Below are 19,193 nucleotides of genomic sequence, written 5' to 3'. Positions count from 1 at the left end.
ATGACTAATTGAATAATTGATTTCTAGTGGAAGAAATGGAATTTTTCTTTGCGGATTAAAACCTATAGAAGTTTACAAAGAAAGGTAGATGAACTTATCCATGTTCATCTACCTTTTTTGACTATATTATTCTTCTAATGCTTTTCTAATTGCTTGAGCAACTCCACTTTCTTCATTTGTTCCTGTCACAAAGTGGCATTGGCGTTGAATATCTTCCACCGCATTTCCCATTGCTACTGCTCTGCCGGCCATTTGAAACATGGAAACATCATTATAATTATCCCCAATTGCCATCGTGTCAGAAAGAGAAATGTCACGAGCTTTCACAAATTTCTCAAGCGCAATCCCTTTTTGGGCATCAACAGAAGTAATTTCTAAGTTCTCCTTACCGGAAGCACTGATTGCTGCTCCTTCAAGCTTAGTCAACTCTTCTCTAACATTACCTAAAACAATGGGATCAAAATGGAATGCTAATAATTTATAAATAACCTGGTCATCATCCTCAAATAATTCTTCATAACTATCTAATTGATGAATTTCCTTAAGTCGTTCCTCAGCCGCTTTTTTAATCTCTTCCATATCTTTCACATGGCCACTTACTGTAAAAATATCCATAATCAGTGATCTTGCTACTGTTTTATCAAGCGTATACGTCCCTCTATTAGTATAAACTTCATAATACACTTGATATTTATGTAAAATTTCAGCCATTTGTCTGGCTAGATCTTTACTTAATGGATTTGTATCGACGATAATATGCTCATTCGTTCTAATTTCTGCTCCATTTGCACAAATCATCGGTGTAATAATACCTGCCTCTTTTAAAAGGTCTCCTGCTTCTTCATAAGCACGACCAGTAGCAATTACTACCTCTACTCCTTTATCTTGTGCTTCTTTAATTGCTTCTCGATTTTCTTTCGTAATTTCTTGTGTGGATGTTAACAACGTCCCATCCATATCAATTGCTATGCATTTAATCATCTAAACACCCTCAATAATTTATTCAGCTTCATCAAAATTTTCTAATTCCTTTATCATCATAACATGAAAGAACAAGCAGCAAAAGGAAGAGAACTTTAAGAGATGCTTGTCTTTTTGTAAATTATTTATCTGCTTGCTTTATATGCAGGAGCACAGGTTAGGAATAGGAATGCCTTTACTTGCGGCTTTCCACTCTTTTCTTGCGGCGCTTCTTATCTAATACCTTCACTAACCCACTAATGAAATATCCCTGCTGTCCTCTTTCCCTTCTCAGCTTTCTTCCTAAACCATCTTCTATTTTGTCTTTTCTGTGAACGGATATGTGAACATTTTTCAAACAATGAGTGAACTTTACCGCAAACAGACGAAATTTCATTATGATATACCTATCATTTACCAAAAGGAGACGATCGGAAAAATCAACTTTGTTAAAAACCTTTTATATCAATGTTTATCGACTTTTTCCATCAATAAATTACATAGGATGAACATCAAGGAATAGCACTTTTAACAAGCTTTTTTATCCTACTACCTCAATTAAATCTAATTGAATTTCATCTTATGCAATGATTTTTATCGCTTTAGCGAACTGGAAGATTCACAAATCTGTTCAAAATACAAAAAAGGAGGAGAAATTCATGGATATGATTTTTCTATCGCGTTTACAATTTGCTTCAACGACCATATTCCACTTTTTATTCGTTCCCATTTCTATTGGTTTAGTATTTATTATCGCAATCATGGAATCTTTTTATGTGAAAACTGGGAATGAAGAATATAAAAAAATGGCAAAGTTTTGGGGCAAATTATTTTTAATCAATTTTGTTATTGGTATTGTTACAGGGATTCTTCAAGAATTCCAGTTTGGTATGAACTGGTCTAACTATTCTCGCTTTGTTGGTGATGTATTTGGGGCACCACTTGCGATTGAGGCATTGCTCGCTTTCTTTATGGAAAGCACCTTTATCGGACTTTGGATATTCGGCTGGGATCGTTTATCAAAAAAAGTACATTTAGCATGTATTTGGCTTACCGCATTTGGAACAACCATTTCCGCTTTCTGGATTTTAGCAGCAAACAGCTTTATGCAGCGCCCAGTTGGATTTGAGATTAATAATGGCCGCGCTGAAATGAATGATTTTTTTGCACTTATTACAAACGGCCAAGTTCTTGTTGAGTTCCCTCATACTGTATTTGGAGCACTAGCTACTGGCGCATTTTTAGTGTGTGGAATTAGTGCTGTTAAATTGCTAGGCAAAAAAGATGTGGATTTCTTTAAAAAATCTTTTCAAATCGGTATTACCGTTGCATTAAGTGCTACTTTTCTAACACTTGTTGCTGGTCATGCCCAAGCGCAATTTTTAGTAGAAACACAACCAATGAAAATGGCTGCTAGTGAAGGACTATGGGATGAAAGCGAAGATCCAGCACCATGGACCGTTTTTGCCAATATTGATGTTGAAAACAAACAAAATAGCGGAGAAGTAAAAATCCCTTATCTACTAAGCATCCTCTCTTACAACACATTAGATGGCAGCGTAAAAGGGATGAATGACCTGCAAGCAGAGTATGTGCAGAAATATGGGGATGGCAATTATATTCCTCCAGTTAAAACAACATTCTGGAGTTTCCGCATTATGGTTGCAGCAGGAGTAGCAATGATTCTCCTTGGGATATATGGCGTATTTCTGGCTTGGAAAAAGAAATTAGTTACTAAACCTAATAAATGGTTCTACCGTTTCATGGTAGCAGGAATTTCCCTGCCATTTATCGCTAATACCTCTGGATGGATTATGACAGAAATTGGCAGACAGCCATGGACCGTTTTTGGATTAATGACAACAGCAGATAGTATTTCCCCAAGTGTTTCAGCCGGGCAAGTATTATTCTCTATCATTGCCTTTTGTACCATCTACGCGATTCTAGGTGCTATCATGGTTTACTTATATGTAAAAGTTATTAAAAAAGGGCCATATTTGATGGAAAAAGAAGATACAAAAGTAACGAATGACCCGTTTGCGAAGGAGGGTTTCCATGCTTGAGTTAAATGTTCTTTGGTTTATCTTAGTCGCTGTTTTATTTATTGGATTCTTCTTTTTAGAAGGTTTTGATTTTGGGGTTGGAATGTCAACAAAGCTTTTAGCAAGAAATGATATGGAAAAACGAATACTCATTAATTCTATTGGTCCTTACTGGGATGCAAATGAAGTGTGGTTAATTACTGCAGGGGGCGCCATGTTCGCCGCTTTCCCTCATTGGTATGCTACGATGTTCAGCGGATTTTATACACCGCTTGTAGTTGTTTTATTAGCATTAATCGTTCGGGCAACAGGATTTGAATTCCGTGCAAAAGATAGCCACCCTGCATGGAAAAAGGCATGGGATCTTTGTATTTTCTTAGGAAGCTTTCTTCCACCTTTATTATTTGGCGTTGTTTTTGCTTGCTTTATGCAAGGACTGCCAATCGATAAAAATATGGAATTAAAAGCTGGCTTCTTTGATGTTGTAAACTACTATACATTAACAGGAGGGCTTACAGTATTAGTCCTTTGCCTTGTACACGGACTAGTATTTACTACCTTACGTACCGTTGGTGACTTACGAGAAAGAGCAAGAAATTTAGCACAAAAGCTTTTGCCTTTACTAGGTATCTTATTAACGTTATTTTCTGCATTAACCTATATTAAAACAGATATTTTCCAAGAACGCGGCTTAATCCTTTCCTTTATCTTCTCATTAGGGGTTATTGCTTTTGTCGTTGGCGGATTCTTTATCTCTCGAAAAATGGATGGATGGGCTTTCGGGATGACTGGTGCCGTTATCACCTTATCCTTTGCTTCCATTTTCATCGGCTTATTCCCTAGAGTAATGGTTAGCTCAATAAGTGATGCATTTAGTTTAACCATTCACAACGCAGCTTCCGGTCACTATTCTTTAAAAGTGATGACAATTGTAGCCCTAACGCTTCTGCCATTTGTTCTTGGCTATCAGATATGGAGCTATATTGTGTTCCGGAAACGTATTACTGAGAAGTCCCATTTAGAATACTAATGGATAAAAATCTTTTAAAACTTACTGGGATCAAGCCGATTCTCGCAACTATAGGAATATTAACCATTGTGGAAGGAGCTGCTATTATTCTGCAGGCCAAATGGCTTGCAGAAATAATAGCCTCTTTATATAACGGAGAGGCCTATCAAGAACAATATGTAAAGATCATATTGTTCTTATTAGCTTTTTTAGGGCGGCATTTTTTACACACTATCCAACAAAATATCGCTACCGCATTTGCTGAAAAAACGAGTAAAGAGCTTCGTCTTCAGTTAATGCAAAAATTATTTGAATTAGGTCCTAAGTTCACCAAGAAACAAGGAAGTGGAAACATTGCTACACTTGTCCTTGAAGGGATTAGCCAATATAAAACATATTTGGAGCTTTTTCTACCAAGAATGCTGGCTACCGGAATAGTTCCAGGCATGATTATTCTATATGTATATTGGAATGATTGGCTATCGGGTGTAATCTTAACAGTTACAACGCCGATTTTAATCGGATTTCTAATACTTGTGGGCATGGCAGCTAGCAGCCAAATGAATCGGCAGCTTGCCACCTACAAAATCTTATCTAATCACTTTTTGGATTCTTTAAGAGGACTAGAAACACTGAAGTTTCTAGGAAGAAGCAAACAGCATAGCGGAAATATCGAAAAAGTAAGTGAACAATATCGCGGGGCAACGATGAAAACATTACGATTAGCATTCTTATCCTCCTTTTCTTTAGACTTCTTTACCTCGCTTTCTGTTGCAGTGGTAGCAGTAAACTTAGGATTACGCTTAATAAACGGTGATTTAGTTTTATTACCTGCCTTAATGATTCTTATTTTAGCACCAGAATTTTTCCTGCCTGTTCGAATGGTCGGAGCTGATTATCACGCAACATTAGACGGAAAAGAAGCTGGGGATGCAATCCAAACGATTATCCAAACCCAAAAATCTACCAAAATGACAGGACAGTCTATTTCTTTAGGTAATAATCTTTTCTTAACGTTTGACCATGTTACCTTTCAGCATCATCCAAAGGAAAAGGCAACCTTAAAAAACCTTTCCTTTACGATTGATGGTTATAAAAAAATTGGTGTTGTCGGTGAAAGTGGCGCGGGGAAGTCTACGCTTATTGACCTCCTAAGCGGGTTTTCTCAGCATTGCGCGGGGAGTATTTCTGTAAATGGTGTTTCTTTACCTAGCCTTATGACAGAGGAATGGAGACAGCTGACTACGTATATCCCGCAAGCTCCTTATATATTTAGCATGACGTTACGAGAAAATATTGCCTTTTATCATCCAGATGCTACCGACGAGGAAATTATCCAAGCATTAAAAGCAACTGGGCTATACGACATTTACACCACTTTTCCTAATGGTCTAGATGAAATATTAGGAGATGGAGGAAGAAATTTAAGTGGCGGGCAGGAACAAAGAATTGCTTTGGCACGTGCATTCTTAACCAATCGAAAAATCATGCTGTTAGATGAGCCAACTTCCCATTTAGATATTGAAACGGAGTTTGAATTAAAAGAAATGATGCTTCCTTTATTTAATGAGAAATTAGTATTCCTGGCAACTCATCGTCTTCATTGGATGAAAGAGATGGATTCGATTATTGTCATGGATCAAGGCACCATCGTAGAAACAGGCACACATGAAGAGCTAGTCGCAGCAAAGGGCTTTTATTATAAGCTATTACAACAGTAAGGAGGATGACTCTAAAAATGAATGAAAACAAATGGATTTCTCCATTTCTGAAAGCAAATAGTGGCCGAATTGTCTTAATTCTTTTCTTGAGTGTCCTAGCTTTACTTACAGCTGCGATGCTTACCTTTACTTCTGGCTATCTTATTTCTAAATCAGCCATCCCAGTCGAAAATATATTAATGGTTTATGTACCAATTGTTGGCGTGAGAACCTTTGGTATTAGTCGGGCTGTTTTTAGCTATTTAGAAAAATTGGCTGGTCATCATACAGTTCTGCGCATTTTATCGAAAATGCGGATAAAGCTATATCAAATTTTAGAACCACAAGCTTTGTTTTTAAAGAGCAGATTTAAAGTTGGCGACATGCTCGGGATTCTTTCTGATGACATTGAGAAACTGCAAAATATATATTTACGGACCATTTTCCCTACCTTTGCAACCTCTGTTTTATATATTTTAGTGGTATGTGCTATTGGAATATTAGATATTCCTTTCGCCATTCTCATGGCAATTTATTTAGGCCTATTATTATTCGTCTTTCCTATTCTTTCTTTAGTGCTCATGCGCGAAAACCAAAGAGAATTTAAACAAAAAAGAAACGGGCTATATCAAAAATTAACGGATAGTATTTTAGGTATTAGCGACTGGGTTATCAGCGGTCGGTCGAAAAGCTTTATAGAGGAATATGAAAAAGAGGAAGCGATTGTTGCGCAAATCAACTATAAACTTGTTCAATTTACTCGGTGGCGCAACTTTGCTTCCCAAGCAGTTGCGGCATTGATTATCCTTTCTCTCGTTTTCTGGTCTAGTAAGCAATATATCGATGGCGCTATTCCTGTTACATTAATTGCTGCTATTATTCTAGTTGCCTTACCAATCTTGGACGCTTTTCTAGTCGTTTCTGATGCATTTGAAAAACTGCCAGCCTATCAAGACTCGCTAGCTAGACTTAACAAACTAAATGTTCCTGAACAAAAAAACGAAAGAGTTCGTCCGATCTTGGACACCGATATAGTCAATATTCAAGTTGATCAAATTTCTTATCAGTATGAGAAAGAACAAACTTTATCCCTATCTAATGTAAGTTTAGATATTCCACAGGGGAAAAAGATTGCCATTATCGGTAGAAGCGGTGCTGGTAAATCAACCTTACTGAAATTGATTCAAGGAGTAATCCAGCCAACAACAGGAAGAGTCACTTATAATGGAGAGACATCTGCTTCGTTTCATGCAGAGACTTCTTCGATTATATCTGTGCTCAATCAAACACCTCACCTCTTTGCAACAACCTTACGAAATAATATTTTACTAGGGGTAGAAGAAGCATCCGATGAAGAACTAATAAAAGCGATTAAAGCGGCTCAATTAGAGGAGTTAATTTCCTCCTTGCCAAATGGGTTGGATACTTTTATGGAGGAAACTGGCCAACGTTTTTCTGGCGGAGAGAGACAAAGAGTAGCACTAGCCAGAATATTGCTCCAAAAGACTCCTATTGTTATTATGGATGAACCAAATGCCAGTCTTGACCCAAAAACAGAAAAAGCATTGCTTGAAACAATCTTTACAACATTGGAAGGAAAAACAATCATCTGGATTACCCATCATCTTGTAGGTGTAGAAGAGATGGATGAAATTATCTTTATGGATCAAGGAGAGATCGTTCTGAGAGGAAGCCATCAAGAACTGCTAGCTACAAGCAGCCGCTACCAGCAATTATATGCATTAGATCATCCAGAATAAATCCGATAATAGGCGAGTCTTCATTAAAGAAGGCCGCCTTAATGTTTTATTTGTTTCGGTTCTTCCTCTGTTACCTTTTCACTCTTCGGTTTTCGCAAAAGAGCCTTTGAGGATACCTCTTTACTAAGACATGTTGAACAGCCTGCCCTGCTCTTAAAAATTTAATGAATAACATCTTCTACTTTTGCTTCTGTTACTTGGATTAAATTGTTAACTTCCATTTCAATTTGAACACCAATCTTCCCTCCACTAACAATAATTGAGGATTGTTTGTTCACACTCTCATCCAGGATTGTCTCATATTTTTTCTTCATGCCGATTGGCGAACAGCCACCCCGAATATAACCAGTTGTTTTTTGAATATCCTTTACGGCAATCATTTCTAGCTTTTTTGCATTGACTACTTTTGCTGCCTTTTTTAAATCAAGCTCTGCTTCAACAGGGATAACAAATACATAAATTCCATTCCCCGTATCTTTCACCACAAGTGTTTTATACACCATTTCGGTTTCTTTACCAATCTTACCCGCAACGGATATACCATCGATTTTTCCATCCTTATTTTCATAGGTATGTACACTGTAGGGAATCTTTTCGGCATCCAAAATTCGCATTGCATTTGTTTTGGTAATAGCCATAGCTATATACACTTCCTTTCCTAACGCTGGTAAATTTTCTCTAATTAAACCATATCATATCGCCACCCAAAATGAGTATTAATTATTGCAGAACCAAAGCATCATATTCTTCATATAGTATGGAAAGTAGAAATCGACTTGCTGGGAGGAATAAAATGAAACCGACCTATCAAGATGCCCTTGCCTATTTCGGGGTGAGCGGTGCACATCCAGGTGGATTAACATTAACAAAGTTTTTATTGGAACAAGAAAAAATTACGAGCCATACAACATTACTTGATGGCGGCTGCGGCACAGGCCAAACATCAGCTTATATAAAAAAGAACTATCCTTGTGCTGTTACAAGTATTGATTATCATCCTACAATGGTGAAAAGAGCAAAAGAACGATTTAAAAAAGAAAAGCTGTCGATCCAATTAGTGCAAGGAAGCCTAGAGAAGATGCCCTTTCCTTCCAACAGCTTTGACATCATTTTAATAGAATCTGTACTAATTTTCACTAATTGCAAAAACTCCCTTGCCGAAATTAAAAGAGTACTCAAACCAGGCGGCATCCTACTATTGTTAGAAATGACGGCAGAAAGAAGTCTCCATGCAATAGAACAACAGAATATGTGTGAAGTATATGGAATTGAAAAGGTTTATACAGAAAAAGAATGGATATATTTAATGACGGAAGCTGGTTTTCCCAAAGTAGAAATAAAACTTGGGCACTCTGTTTTTTCCCATATGATGACGGGAATGGAAAAAGAAGATGAAGCAATTGATAGAACCGTACCAACGAATGTCCAATTAGAAGGTAAATTGATGGACCATTCCTATATTCTTTATACCTATGGTGATATAATCGGTTATCGAGTCTATAGAGCTAGTTTGTAAAAAAAGGAGGTTACTCAAAAAGATTAGCATCCATTTGAGTAACCTCCTTTTTTATTTTCAGCTGTCCTTTAGTAAAGCTTTATGAATCCATATAGCTGCTTGCGATCCTTCTCCCATTGCGATTGTAACCTGCTCCGAATGAGCCACAACATCACCCGCTGCCCAAACCCCATCTATATTGGTCATTTTCGTACGCGCATTTACGATTATATGATTATTTTCCATTATCTCGACCCCTAAAGGCACTGCCAAATCTGACTTTACTTTATTCCCGCCAAATGCAATAAAACTATGACTCGTCTCGAGCATCTTCCCATTTCCCAATACATACCCTTTGATTTGGGAATCATCTGCTAATACACGATCTATTCTCTCTGTAAAAACGGAAATTCCACTATCACTTAATTGTCTTCCCAGCTTTTCGCAAATAGCCTCCCCACCATGATTAATATACGTAATATCACTTGTCCAATACAACAAAGTAAGGGCCATATTTGCCCCGACACTTCCATTTCCAATCACTATTGTTTTTTTATCCTTTACTTCATATCCATCACAATCCGGGCATAAATAAACACTGATTCCAAGACAAGGATACAATTCTGTAAATGGAGGAATATTATCCATGACACCTGTTGCAAGCAAAATTTTCCGAGATTGAAACAAGCCTTTTGCCGTTGCTGCCGTAAAATGCCCCTCTTCCTTCTTTAAAGAAGTAACAGTACTCTTCAGAAACTCTACCCCAAGGTTTTCTGCCTGCTTCCTTCCTAAGCTCCGCAATTCTGAGCCGCTGATTCCATCAGGATATCCTAAAATATTATGATAGCTTTTACATATCGTAGATCGACCATCCTCTGCATCAATAATAAGCACATCATGATTATATCTTCCTAATTGAATCGCTGCCTGCAATCCTGCTATGCCACCGCCTATAATAATGCAATCAAGAACTTCGGCCATCTTTTTCCCTTCTTTCTTTTAGTCAATCCTGTTTCTTTAGTTTTTACGTGGAAACTATTCTTATTCTTCCAAAATACTGTCCGAAATGGGCAAAATTAAAAAATGGCTATGTATTACGGGATTCCCGAATACATAGCCATTTAATCCTATCTTATGAAGATACTACTTCTTCTTTAAAGAATTGCGGTAAGTGTTCTTTATGTGCTTCTAGCATTTCATCCAAAATTTGTTTTGCCACTTTGTCTGACGGCAACAACGGATTAATCGTCATAGCTAATAATGCTGTATGATAATTCCCGGTAACTGCCGCTTCTGCTGCCACTCTTTCAAAGGACTTAATTTGTTGAACAAGTCCGCGAACTGCAACAGGTAAATCGCCGATTGCAATCGGTTTTGGACCATCCTTTGTGATAATACTGCTAATTTCTACCGCTGATTCATCTGGAATGCTTGCAATAGCTCCATTATTTATTGTATTGACAGGCTGAATATCTCTTCTGTCATTGTACATAGAATCAATTAAGCTGCAAGCTGCATCACTATAATAAGCGCCACCTCTTTTTTCTAGCTGCGGCGGTTTTATGTCTAAGTTTTCATCTTTATAAAGTTCAAACAGCTCTTTTTCTAATTGCTGAACGACTTCAGCACGTGTACCTTGTTCTGCTGCTTCTTCCAGCTCATTTTGCAGCATTTCTGATTGCTTATAATAATAACGGTGATACCCACATGGAATAACTCCTAATGCTTTTATAAAGTCTGGCTCCCAGTCAATAGCAGCAATATTCCTCATCGTATCACTTTTATGCTTCGACATTTTCTCTAAAAATTCTGGTGTAATGTTCTCCCCATCTAAGTATACATTTAACCCGAATACCATATGGTTCAAGCCAGCAAAATCAACGTGTACACGACTAGATTCTACTTCTAATAGCTTAGCGATACCCATTTGGATAGAAATCGGTACATTACATAACCCGACAATCTTTTTCCAATTACTATGACGAAGAACAGCTTCTGTCACCATTCCAGCTGGGTTTGTAAAGTTAATGAGCCAAGCGTTTGGACAAAGCTCTTCCATATCCTTTACAATATCTAAAATGATAGGAATGGTTCTTAATCCTTTAAACAGTCCTCCTGGACCATTCGTTTCTTGTCCAATCACATTATACTTTAGAGGAATTCTTTCATCTTTTGCACGTGCAGCTAGTAAACCAACTCGAAATTGAGTTGTAACAAAATCAGCATCCTTAAGCGCTTCTCTTCGATCTAGAGTTAAGTGAATTTCAATTGGTAAACCTGCTTTCTTCACCATTCTCTTCGCTAGATTTCCAACAATATTAAGCTTTTCTTGTCCTTCAGGAATATCTACTAACCAAAGTTCCCGCACAGGTAATGAATCATATCGCTTAATAAATCCTTCCACTAATTCAGGTGTGTAGCTTGACCCACCGCCAATAGTAACAATTTTAATCCCTTTTCCCATAATAGATCGCCTTCCTTTTCCGTTTATTTCTGCAATCCCTTACAAAATTACCGATAAAAATCAAACGAATATCTCTTCACTTACAACCTTAACGTCTAACTAGTCCCGAGTAAATAGGATGCTGGGAAATAGGTTTTTTTCACACATATTGGAACGTGTTCCAAAAGAAAAACATGCTGTTCCACAAGGAATACTGCCCCCTCTAAAAAAACAATAGAATTCCTTTGCTCTATTTGCTTATAAAAAAACTTGATAAAGAGCTTTTACCCTTTATCAAGTGACTTTTTCCGAGTGCTTGCCCGGAATATTAATTGATTAATTACTTCCGATAACATTAGACCCATTGCAATAGATCCTGAAATTAAGCAGACCTTTGCTGCTAAGCTTACCGCTACATAATAATTATTCTCGACAAAATTACGCATCGCATTATAAGCAGCTCCCCCCGGAACTAAAGGAATGATCCCAGCGACACTAAATATAATAACTGGTGATTTATATATTCTGGCGAACACTTGACTTATGACGGCGACAAGAAAAGAGCCAGACAAGGCCGCAATTACTTCATTTTGATGAAAATGAACAATTGTCCAATATGCCATCCATCCAATTGTCCCTGCAAATCCACATTGGATTAATAATTTCCGAGGAATATGAAAAATAATTCCAAAGCCAAACGTTGCAACAAAGCTAGTTATTGCCTGTGCTAAAAATTCATTCATTACTTATTCCTCTCCTTAAAAAATAAAAAATGCAACGGCGATCCCTGAACCAATTGCTGTAGCTGTTAAAAAAGCCTCTGCTCCTTTTGAAATACCAGATACTAAATGACCTGCTATTAGATCCCGCACTGCATTTGTAATAAGCAAACCTGGTACAAGCGGCATTACAGAGCCGATAATAATCTTATCCACCTCTTGTCCAAAGCCAATGGAAACAGAGAAAAAAGCCACTAGCCCAATAACAAAGGCTGCCGATAACTCAGCAAAAAACTTTATTTGCAAAGCTTTGTGAAAATACAAGGAACACAAAAAGCCTAAACCACCAGCTAGCAAGGCAGGGATAAAATCTCCCCAAACTCCATTGAACATGATTAAAAAACAACCACTTGCAATGGCAGCTGCGATGACTTGAAAGGAATCCGAATACGTACATTTTTCATCTTCCACATCTTTCAATAAATGGTACGCTTCCTTCATACTTACTGTTCCTGTACTTATTTTACGAGAAATATCATTTACACGAGCTACCTTTTCTAAATTAGTTGTCCGCTCAATAATCCGATTTAATTTCGTCTTTGTCGGTTCTTCCCCTTCTAATGATAAAATAATGCCTGTTGGGGTAACAAAGCAGTCAGAATCGGTCACACCATAAGCAGTTGCAATTCTTGTCATCGTATCTTCTACTCGATGGGTCTCCGCTCCATTTTGCAGCATAATACTTCCTGCTAATATGCAGATCTCCATAATGTCATATGTTTTTTCCACTGATATATATGTCATACTATCTCTCCAACTAGAACAGTATAGGTACTCTCAAAATCATCCACAAGAAGTTTCATCTCATTAGTACTTTTAGCATTCTTTATTAGTCATTTAAAAAAGCTATTTTTATCATAAGCAACAAATTACAGTTTATATGAAATATGGCTATTTTATCAATAATTGAAGGGAAAATAAAATAGAGGAATTTTTATTAACAAAACAGAAGAGTGAAAAAAATTTTTTCCAAAATAAAAAGTCCATTATGACATCAAATGGACTAAAAAAATAACATATAGTGTTTTTTATTAATCGTTCTGAATGCCAAATCTCGCATTGATTTGACCACGGAGCATTTGCTTTTTGACTTTCCGCTCTTCTTCTTCCTTGTTTTTTTTCATAATCTCTTGTCTAATTTCATGTGTCCGAACTCCTTCTTCTCGTTTATTAGCAATCTCAATCAGTCTTTCTACATCAGAGAATGAATATTTTCTATTTCCTCTTTCTGGTCTCTCCGGAAAAATTAATTTTCGCTGTTCATAATATCGAATTTGTCTTTCCGTTAATCCAGTTAGTTCACTTACAACACCAATAGTAATGACCTTTCTTTTCTTATAGGACGGTTCATGATCCATTACATCTCACCTCATGAAGTAAAGTAGTATTCTCATTTATCCTAATTATAATACTTTTCAGATAAAACAGAACACCTTTTGTTATATTTCCTAACATAAAATTAAAAAATAGGTAAGATTTCCTTACATTTTTAATGATTTTTTCTTTACTTTTCGTTAAAATGCTAAATGTATAAACTATTTCTTATTTTCCAGCCAAGGAATAGGTAATAGGTATTATTTTTTGTAAATGGAGAGGAGCCTTCTTAGATGATAACCAAAGAAGCAGTCGATTTAGCTAAAAAGATTGTGGAACTTGATCTTTTGAGAGACGAAATTTGGGAACACTTAGCAGAAGTTGCGGGTGAACACGCCCATGAACTTCTTCGAATTGTTCAGAATAGCTAAACAAACTGTATAACCTTTACAATTCATGTTGTTATATAGAGGAATTCCCAATCAAAAACGATTGATGGATTCCTTTTTTGTTTATAAACAGTGACTCTATCATTCATTAACTTTCAAAGAAACAAATCATATTACTTTATTGTTAATAAACTTAACATCATTTTATAAGAATTTACCTACAATCGCAAGTGATTGTCTATTTCTTTTAATAATCTAACAAAAAAACCATCCGTTAAGTCCCCAATAAAATGGGGAACTAACAGATGGTTGTGATCATTAAATACTAACATCTTTCTTTTTGAAAAACCAAAAAGTGATGATCATGATTATCGCATAGTAGATAAATAAGATACCTAGAGACATCGGCATGGTTATTGTTTCGATTATTTTATCTTTAAACAAGAAAACCGTTTGGTCTAAGTGTGGGAACACTAACAGTTTTAGCCAGGCATACTTTTCAGCTAACGATTGAATAAGTTGACCAATTGTTGAGGAAACAAACAATATAAATACCCCAACTCCCACTGCGATTGCTTGATTTTTGAATAATGTCGATAGCATAAAGGATAAAGTTAATACAAACAATAATCCCGGTAAATAATATAGGATGCTTTTCAAAAAGAACGGTCCACCACTTGCTACAATTTGGTCAACTGTCCCAAAAACAAGCACTTTATCTTCAAAATTTCCAACTCCGAAAAATACAATACTTACTAAATAGCCAACACCCATTAAGAACGCAATTAATATGGCAGTATATATCAATAAAGCAATATATTTAGATAGTAGGATTGCCCAACGCTTATATGGTCGAATCAACAATTGCTTAATGGTTCCATCTGAGAATTCCGAGGAAACGCTACCCGCACATATAATTACCACAAATAAAGTTACTAGAGATTTCATTCCAATAACTATTCCATTCATATTGGACCAAGTATTTGAATACGGACTGACGTCCTGCTTTAAATTATTTTGATAATCTTGGATTTTCGTTTCAATCGATTCTTTCGTATCATCCCAATCAAAATCTTTTCCACTTTTCATTAAAGTATCTTCTGTTTCAGCTGTAGGCAGTTTCTGTTCCAGTTCATTTATTTCTGCTTGTACTTTTGCACGCCAGTCATCTCCTTTATATTGGGGAGTTATCTTCGTTTCCAAGAAACTTCCGCCAATAAGGGCAAATAAGAGAATGATGGGAAATATCCAGCTGTTTTTCTTTTCCCAAATCTTTATAAGTTCATTTTGTACTAATCCAATCATTTTGTTTCCTCCTCTCTCTTCTGATTGGTTATTTCTAAGAAGCGATCCTCTAATGTAGCTTTTACAACATAAATGCCGTATACAGCAACATTGTTCTCGACAAACAATTTATTAACAAGAGGAATCGTTTCTTTAGGCAGCTTCGCCATCAACTCTCTGCCTTTCACGGAACTTTCCGCGACTTCATATTCACTATTACGAAGGAGTTCAACTGCTTTTTCGGGCGAGTCTAATTCAAACGTTACTTCCCTTACACTTACTTCTTCATCCGAAACTGTTTCGTCCATATTAGAAATATGAATTAATTTTCCCTTTTCAATAATCGCAAATCGATGACACATTAATTGCATTTCCGATAAAAGGTGAGAGGATACTAAAACAGAAATCCCTTCACTCGCTAATAAATGCAAATAATCACGAAATTCGCGAATCCCTTGGGGGTCTAAACCATTTGTAGGTTCATCTAGAATAAGAAGTGCTGGTTTATGTAATAACGCCTGAGCAACTCCAAGACGCTGCCTCATACCAAGCGAATAGGTCTTCACTTTTTGATGAATGGCATTTTCTAATCCTACTAGTTTAATAACTTCATTAAAGCGTTCTTCTGAAATTGGCTCCTTAGCCATTCTTGCATAATGCTTTAAATTCTTATATCCACTCATATATTTATAGAACTCAGGATTTTCTACAATCGCACCTAAGCTGCTCATCGCTTCTGAAAAATTATCATCCACATTATAGCTATCGATGATTACTTTTCCATTCGTTCTATTTATTAGGTTAACAATCATGCGGATAATCGTTGTTTTCCCCGCTCCGTTAGGACCTAATAATCCGAATATCTCCCCTTTTTCCACAGAAAAACTAACATTATCAACAATGTTTCTGCCTTTAATTCTCTTAGTGAGATTTGTGACCTCTAATGCATTTAAGCTCATTTTTTTCTCCCTTCTATATAATTGCTCTTAAGTAGTTCCGTCTACCCACAAGATGTATTCCTTCACTTTCCGTATACTAATACGGTTTTTTTTTAGGAAAAGTTTCAATTAAATAAACTTTTTTGGAAATTTTTTTCTCCATACTGACAACACGCTGGCTGATTACATATTTTTTCTAGTGGGAGCAGACCAAATCCGCTATAACTCTTAGGAAAAATAAATAAAAAACCGCTCGCCTTTGATTTATTCAGAGGGAACGGCTATGGATATTCCTATAGAACTTGTATGTTTAAACAGTGGTTGTAGATAAATTGTTAATAAGTTCTTGAACTGATTTATACTCATAACCAAGATCTTTTGCTACTGGAGCAGAGGTGATTTTTCCAGCAAAAGTATTTACACCTTGTTTAATAGCGTAATTCGTTTCAATTGCCGCTACTGCGCCTAGATTAGCAATTTGAAGTGCATATGGCATTGTTACATTTGTTAAGGCAATCGTAGATGTTCTCGGAACAGCACCAGGCATATTTGCTACAGCATAATGCACAACTCCATGCTTCACATAGGTAGGATTATCATGGGTAGTGATATGATCTACTGTTTCAAAAATCCCGCCTTGATCAATTGCCACATCCACAATAACAGAACCTGGAGCCATCTTCTTCACCATCGCTTCTGTTACTAGCTTCGGTGCCTTTGCACCTGGAATTAATACAGCACCAATCACCAAATCTGCATTCACCACAGCTTCTTCAATGTTTACTGGGTTAGAAATAACAGTACTTAGGCTTGCACCAAATTGATTATCTAACTCTCTTAATCTTTCTGGATTTAAGTCTAACAGCGTTACATTCGCCCCTAGGCCAATGGCAATTTTCGCTGCATTCATTCCCACAACTCCACCGCCAATGATGGTTACATTCCCTTTTTTGACACCAGGGACACCTGCTAATAAGATTCCCTTTCCTCCATGAGGCTTTTCTAAGAACTGAGCACCAATTTGAACAGCCATTCTTCCTGCAACCTCACTCATTGGTGTCAATAATGGTAATTTACCATTTACTTCAATTGTTTCATAAGCGATTCCAGTCACACCATTCTCTGTTAACGCCTTTGCTAGTTCCTGTTCTGCCGCTAAATGTAAGTACGTAAATAAAATAAGTCCTTTACGGAAATATTGGTATTCTGAAGCGAGCGGTTCTTTTACTTTTATAATCATTTCTGCTGTATTCCATACTCGAGCAGCTGAGTCGATTATCTGCGCACCCGCCGCCGTATATTCTTCATCTGTAAAGCCACTGCCGATTCCTGCATTTTGTTCTACTAAAATTTCGTGACCGCCATTCTTTAAATAAGACACACCGGAAGGAGTAATTGCGACCCTATTTTCATTGTTTTTAATTTCCTTTGGGATACCAATAATCATGAGAATTCCCCCTTGTGATAAAAACTAACATTAATTGTTAGTTGTGTTAATATTATAATAGGACGAATTCAGAAAATTATCTTTGTTAAAATTAATGAAACAAAAATCGCTCATTTGTGAAAAAACACAAAGGGAAAAGAGGAAAGGTTTCTAATCCTATTTCTATTCTTTCTGCCAATGCATTAATTTTAAATCTAAGTAGATCATAAATTTTTGACTAGGAACCGACAAATCCACTTCCATGATTTCTACCATCCGCTTTAAACGATAAGTAAGCGTATTAGGATGGATGTGCAAACGCGCAGCTGTCTTTTGAATATTTTCACTTTCATCTAAGTAAGCCTCTAGTGTTGCTAATAATTCTGTATGATGGGTTGAATCATATTTTTTTAGATTTCGAATGGCAACATTTTCCGATCCATCTTGTCTTCGTTTTTCTAAAAGGATATCTAAAAACTGATAGATACCTAACTCTTGGTAGTGAACGAATGCCCCTGCTTCCTGAGGGAATTTCTCACGTACCTCTAAAACAGTCCTCGCTTCTCTGAAACTCTTTGGTATATCTCGATGCTGTTTGTAAATCCCTCCAAAGGAACCCCTTACTTCTTTAATAGAAAATCTTTCTTCTAGGTTTTGTTGAAAACTTTTAATGAATTTTTTATAACAAGCAATAGAGTCCCCGTTATCCTCAAGGGGAGTTGCCAAAATAATTAATTCGTTATCTTCAATAGTGGAGAAAGAAATTTTTACATCTTGGGATACCTTTAATAGATAGAGGATATGCTTTTCTATTTCCTTTGTAATCATTTTAGAAAACGGAAAAATCATCACCGTAAAGCAAGCTGCTGCAGACATTCCCATTTCCTTTAATTTTTCGTCTATATCTGTCTCTTTCACATACCCAGTTAACATTCTCCAAAAAAATTCTTGATTGTCCTGTAAAGTAGGAGTTTTGCTTGTAGCAAAGCGTGACAATAAATGACGCGCTACTGATGCCGCGTTCTCTAAAAACCCCATCTTTTCTTCTGTTAGAGAGGTACCCATTTCAATGGCCCAAATATATCCGATTACCTCCTCCCCTCTCCAAATGGAAACTGCCACCCGATTTCCAAGGCCGATTTCCTTTTTCTCTTTAATTCGAATTGGCTTTTTACTTTGAAGAAGCTGCGGAATCACCCCATCCTTCCATAAACGATTGATTACCCTCTCCGGAACCCTGCGGCTAATTATGGTAGAGATTCTGACCATATCCGTTTCTTCGTCATGACTGCTGTATACTAGCACACGATGATGAGGATCCTCCAACGTAATCGGACATCCTAATAATTCACTAACATGATCTACAAAACTTTCAAGGGAATCATACATATCCCTTCTAAACGGGTTTCGCGGCTCAGCTGTCATCCATCTACTCCTCTCCAAAACGCTTACTAAAATCGTTCAATCTTGTTATATCTTTATTTTATCTCGTTTATAACGCTTTCAACAATAAGAATCTTTAGAAGATTATATTCTTTCGGCCAAAACGGTATCACTTCTCGTTTGCTTGTTCTCGCCAGTAAAACCTAAGATGGGTTGGTTCCCTTTTACCTTTTCTTCAACAAAAAACCTTTCAAAAGAATTTACTCCTTTG

The 19,193-nt window shown here is 36.7% G+C and carries 18 protein-coding genes; 6 read left to right on the top strand and 12 right to left on the bottom strand.

Annotated elements, in window-relative coordinates:
• Nucleotides 1-126 precede the first annotated feature (126 nt).
• On the bottom strand, nt 127-981 hold the full coding sequence (locus tag NiCM35_RS14005) for a Cof-type HAD-IIB family hydrolase (RefSeq protein WP_095329505.1): 855 nt from the start codon (nt 979-981) through the stop codon (nt 127-129).
• Between the two features lie 175 nt (nt 982-1,156).
• Entirely contained in the window at nt 1,157-1,357 is a 201-nt protein-coding gene (locus NiCM35_RS14000; protein WP_141231332.1) for a hypothetical protein, read from the bottom strand.
• 262 nt (nt 1,358-1,619) lie between these two features.
• On the opposite strand from NiCM35_RS14000, the gene NiCM35_RS13995 reads away from it, so the two are divergent.
• Genes NiCM35_RS13995 through cydC form a run of 4 tightly spaced genes read left to right on the top strand, consistent with a single transcriptional unit; the run spans nt 1,620 to nt 7,471 of the window.
• A complete protein-coding gene (locus tag NiCM35_RS13995) occupies nt 1,620-3,023 on the top strand; it encodes a cytochrome ubiquinol oxidase subunit I (protein ID WP_123258510.1) in 1,404 nt (467 codons plus the stop codon).
• Nucleotides 3,016-4,032: a cytochrome d ubiquinol oxidase subunit II gene (cydB, locus tag NiCM35_RS13990; protein WP_123258511.1), complete on the top strand. Its 1,017-nt coding sequence runs from the start codon at nt 3,016-3,018 to the stop codon at nt 4,030-4,032. Before NiCM35_RS13995 ends, cydB begins: the two co-directional genes overlap by 8 nt.
• On the top strand, nt 4,032-5,732 hold the full coding sequence (cydD, locus tag NiCM35_RS13985; protein WP_123258512.1) for a thiol reductant ABC exporter subunit CydD: 1,701 nt from the start codon (nt 4,032-4,034) through the stop codon (nt 5,730-5,732). Before cydB ends, cydD begins: the two co-directional genes overlap by 1 nt.
• Before the next feature lie 17 nt (nt 5,733-5,749).
• Complete coding sequence (gene cydC, locus NiCM35_RS13980; protein ID WP_433779825.1) at nt 5,750-7,471, top strand: thiol reductant ABC exporter subunit CydC; 1,722 nt, start codon at nt 5,750-5,752, stop codon at nt 7,469-7,471.
• 161 nt (nt 7,472-7,632) lie between these two features.
• Here the strand turns inward: cydC and ybaK are convergent, their stop codons facing one another.
• A complete protein-coding gene (ybaK, locus tag NiCM35_RS13975; RefSeq protein WP_095329500.1) occupies nt 7,633-8,109 on the bottom strand; it encodes a Cys-tRNA(Pro) deacylase in 477 nt (158 codons plus the stop codon).
• Nucleotides 8,110-8,264: 155 nt separating this feature from the next.
• Between ybaK and NiCM35_RS13970 the strand changes: the two genes are divergently transcribed.
• The gene (locus tag NiCM35_RS13970; RefSeq protein ID WP_163185134.1) at nt 8,265-8,987 is read left to right on the top strand and encodes a class I SAM-dependent methyltransferase; all 723 of its coding nucleotides are present in this window, start codon (nt 8,265-8,267) and stop codon (nt 8,985-8,987) included.
• Between the two features lie 57 nt (nt 8,988-9,044).
• Here NiCM35_RS13970 and NiCM35_RS13965 read toward each other — a convergent pair whose 3' ends face one another.
• From NiCM35_RS13965 to NiCM35_RS13945, 5 genes are all read right to left on the bottom strand, one after another.
• Nucleotides 9,045-9,947 carry an NAD(P)/FAD-dependent oxidoreductase gene (locus NiCM35_RS13965; protein WP_095329498.1) on the bottom strand — a complete coding sequence of 301 codons (903 nt, stop codon included), beginning with the start codon at nt 9,945-9,947 and terminating at the stop codon, nt 9,045-9,047.
• 151 nt (nt 9,948-10,098) lie between these two features.
• On the bottom strand, nt 10,099-11,430 hold the full coding sequence (locus NiCM35_RS13960) for a 6-phospho-beta-glucosidase (protein ID WP_095329497.1): 1,332 nt from the start codon (nt 11,428-11,430) through the stop codon (nt 10,099-10,101).
• Nucleotides 11,431-11,693: 263 nt separating this feature from the next.
• Nucleotides 11,694-12,152 (bottom strand): threonine/serine exporter family protein, encoded by a 459-nt coding sequence (locus NiCM35_RS13955; protein WP_095329496.1) that lies wholly within the window; start codon nt 12,150-12,152, stop codon nt 11,694-11,696.
• A 15-nt stretch (nt 12,153-12,167) separates the two neighbouring features.
• Nucleotides 12,168-12,932, bottom strand: coding sequence for a threonine/serine exporter family protein (locus NiCM35_RS13950; protein WP_095329495.1), 765 nt, complete (start codon nt 12,930-12,932; stop codon nt 12,168-12,170).
• Between the two features lie 287 nt (nt 12,933-13,219).
• A complete protein-coding gene (locus NiCM35_RS13945; RefSeq protein ID WP_047940823.1) occupies nt 13,220-13,546 on the bottom strand; it encodes a MerR family transcriptional regulator in 327 nt (108 codons plus the stop codon).
• A 249-nt stretch (nt 13,547-13,795) separates the two neighbouring features.
• Between NiCM35_RS13945 and NiCM35_RS13940 the strand changes: the two genes are divergently transcribed.
• A complete protein-coding gene (locus tag NiCM35_RS13940; protein ID WP_162837571.1) occupies nt 13,796-13,933 on the top strand; it encodes a hypothetical protein in 138 nt (45 codons plus the stop codon).
• Between the two features lie 276 nt (nt 13,934-14,209).
• Here the strand turns inward: NiCM35_RS13940 and NiCM35_RS13935 are convergent, their stop codons facing one another.
• From NiCM35_RS13935 to NiCM35_RS13920, 4 genes are all read right to left on the bottom strand, one after another.
• Nucleotides 14,210-15,196, bottom strand: a complete 987-nt coding sequence (locus NiCM35_RS13935; protein ID WP_095329494.1) for an ABC transporter permease — start codon at nt 15,194-15,196, stop codon at nt 14,210-14,212.
• Complete coding sequence (locus tag NiCM35_RS13930; protein WP_095329493.1) at nt 15,193-16,134, bottom strand: ABC transporter ATP-binding protein; 942 nt, start codon at nt 16,132-16,134, stop codon at nt 15,193-15,195. Before NiCM35_RS13930 ends, NiCM35_RS13935 begins: the two co-directional genes overlap by 4 nt.
• A 289-nt stretch (nt 16,135-16,423) precedes the next feature.
• The gene (gene ald, locus NiCM35_RS13925) at nt 16,424-17,560 is read right to left on the bottom strand and encodes an alanine dehydrogenase (RefSeq protein WP_123258516.1); all 1,137 of its coding nucleotides are present in this window, start codon (nt 17,558-17,560) and stop codon (nt 16,424-16,426) included.
• Between the two features lie 162 nt (nt 17,561-17,722).
• Nucleotides 17,723-18,964, bottom strand: a complete 1,242-nt coding sequence (locus NiCM35_RS13920; RefSeq protein WP_095329491.1) for a PucR family transcriptional regulator — start codon at nt 18,962-18,964, stop codon at nt 17,723-17,725.
• Nucleotides 18,965-19,193 lie beyond the last annotated feature (229 nt).

It is taken from the genome of Niallia sp. M35, assembly GCF_050971705.1.
GTDB lineage: Bacteria > Bacillota > Bacilli > Bacillales > Cytobacillaceae > Niallia > Niallia circulans_A.
The sequence above is the reverse complement of the archived record's forward strand: the minus strand, read 5'-3'. Positions and strand labels throughout refer to the sequence as shown.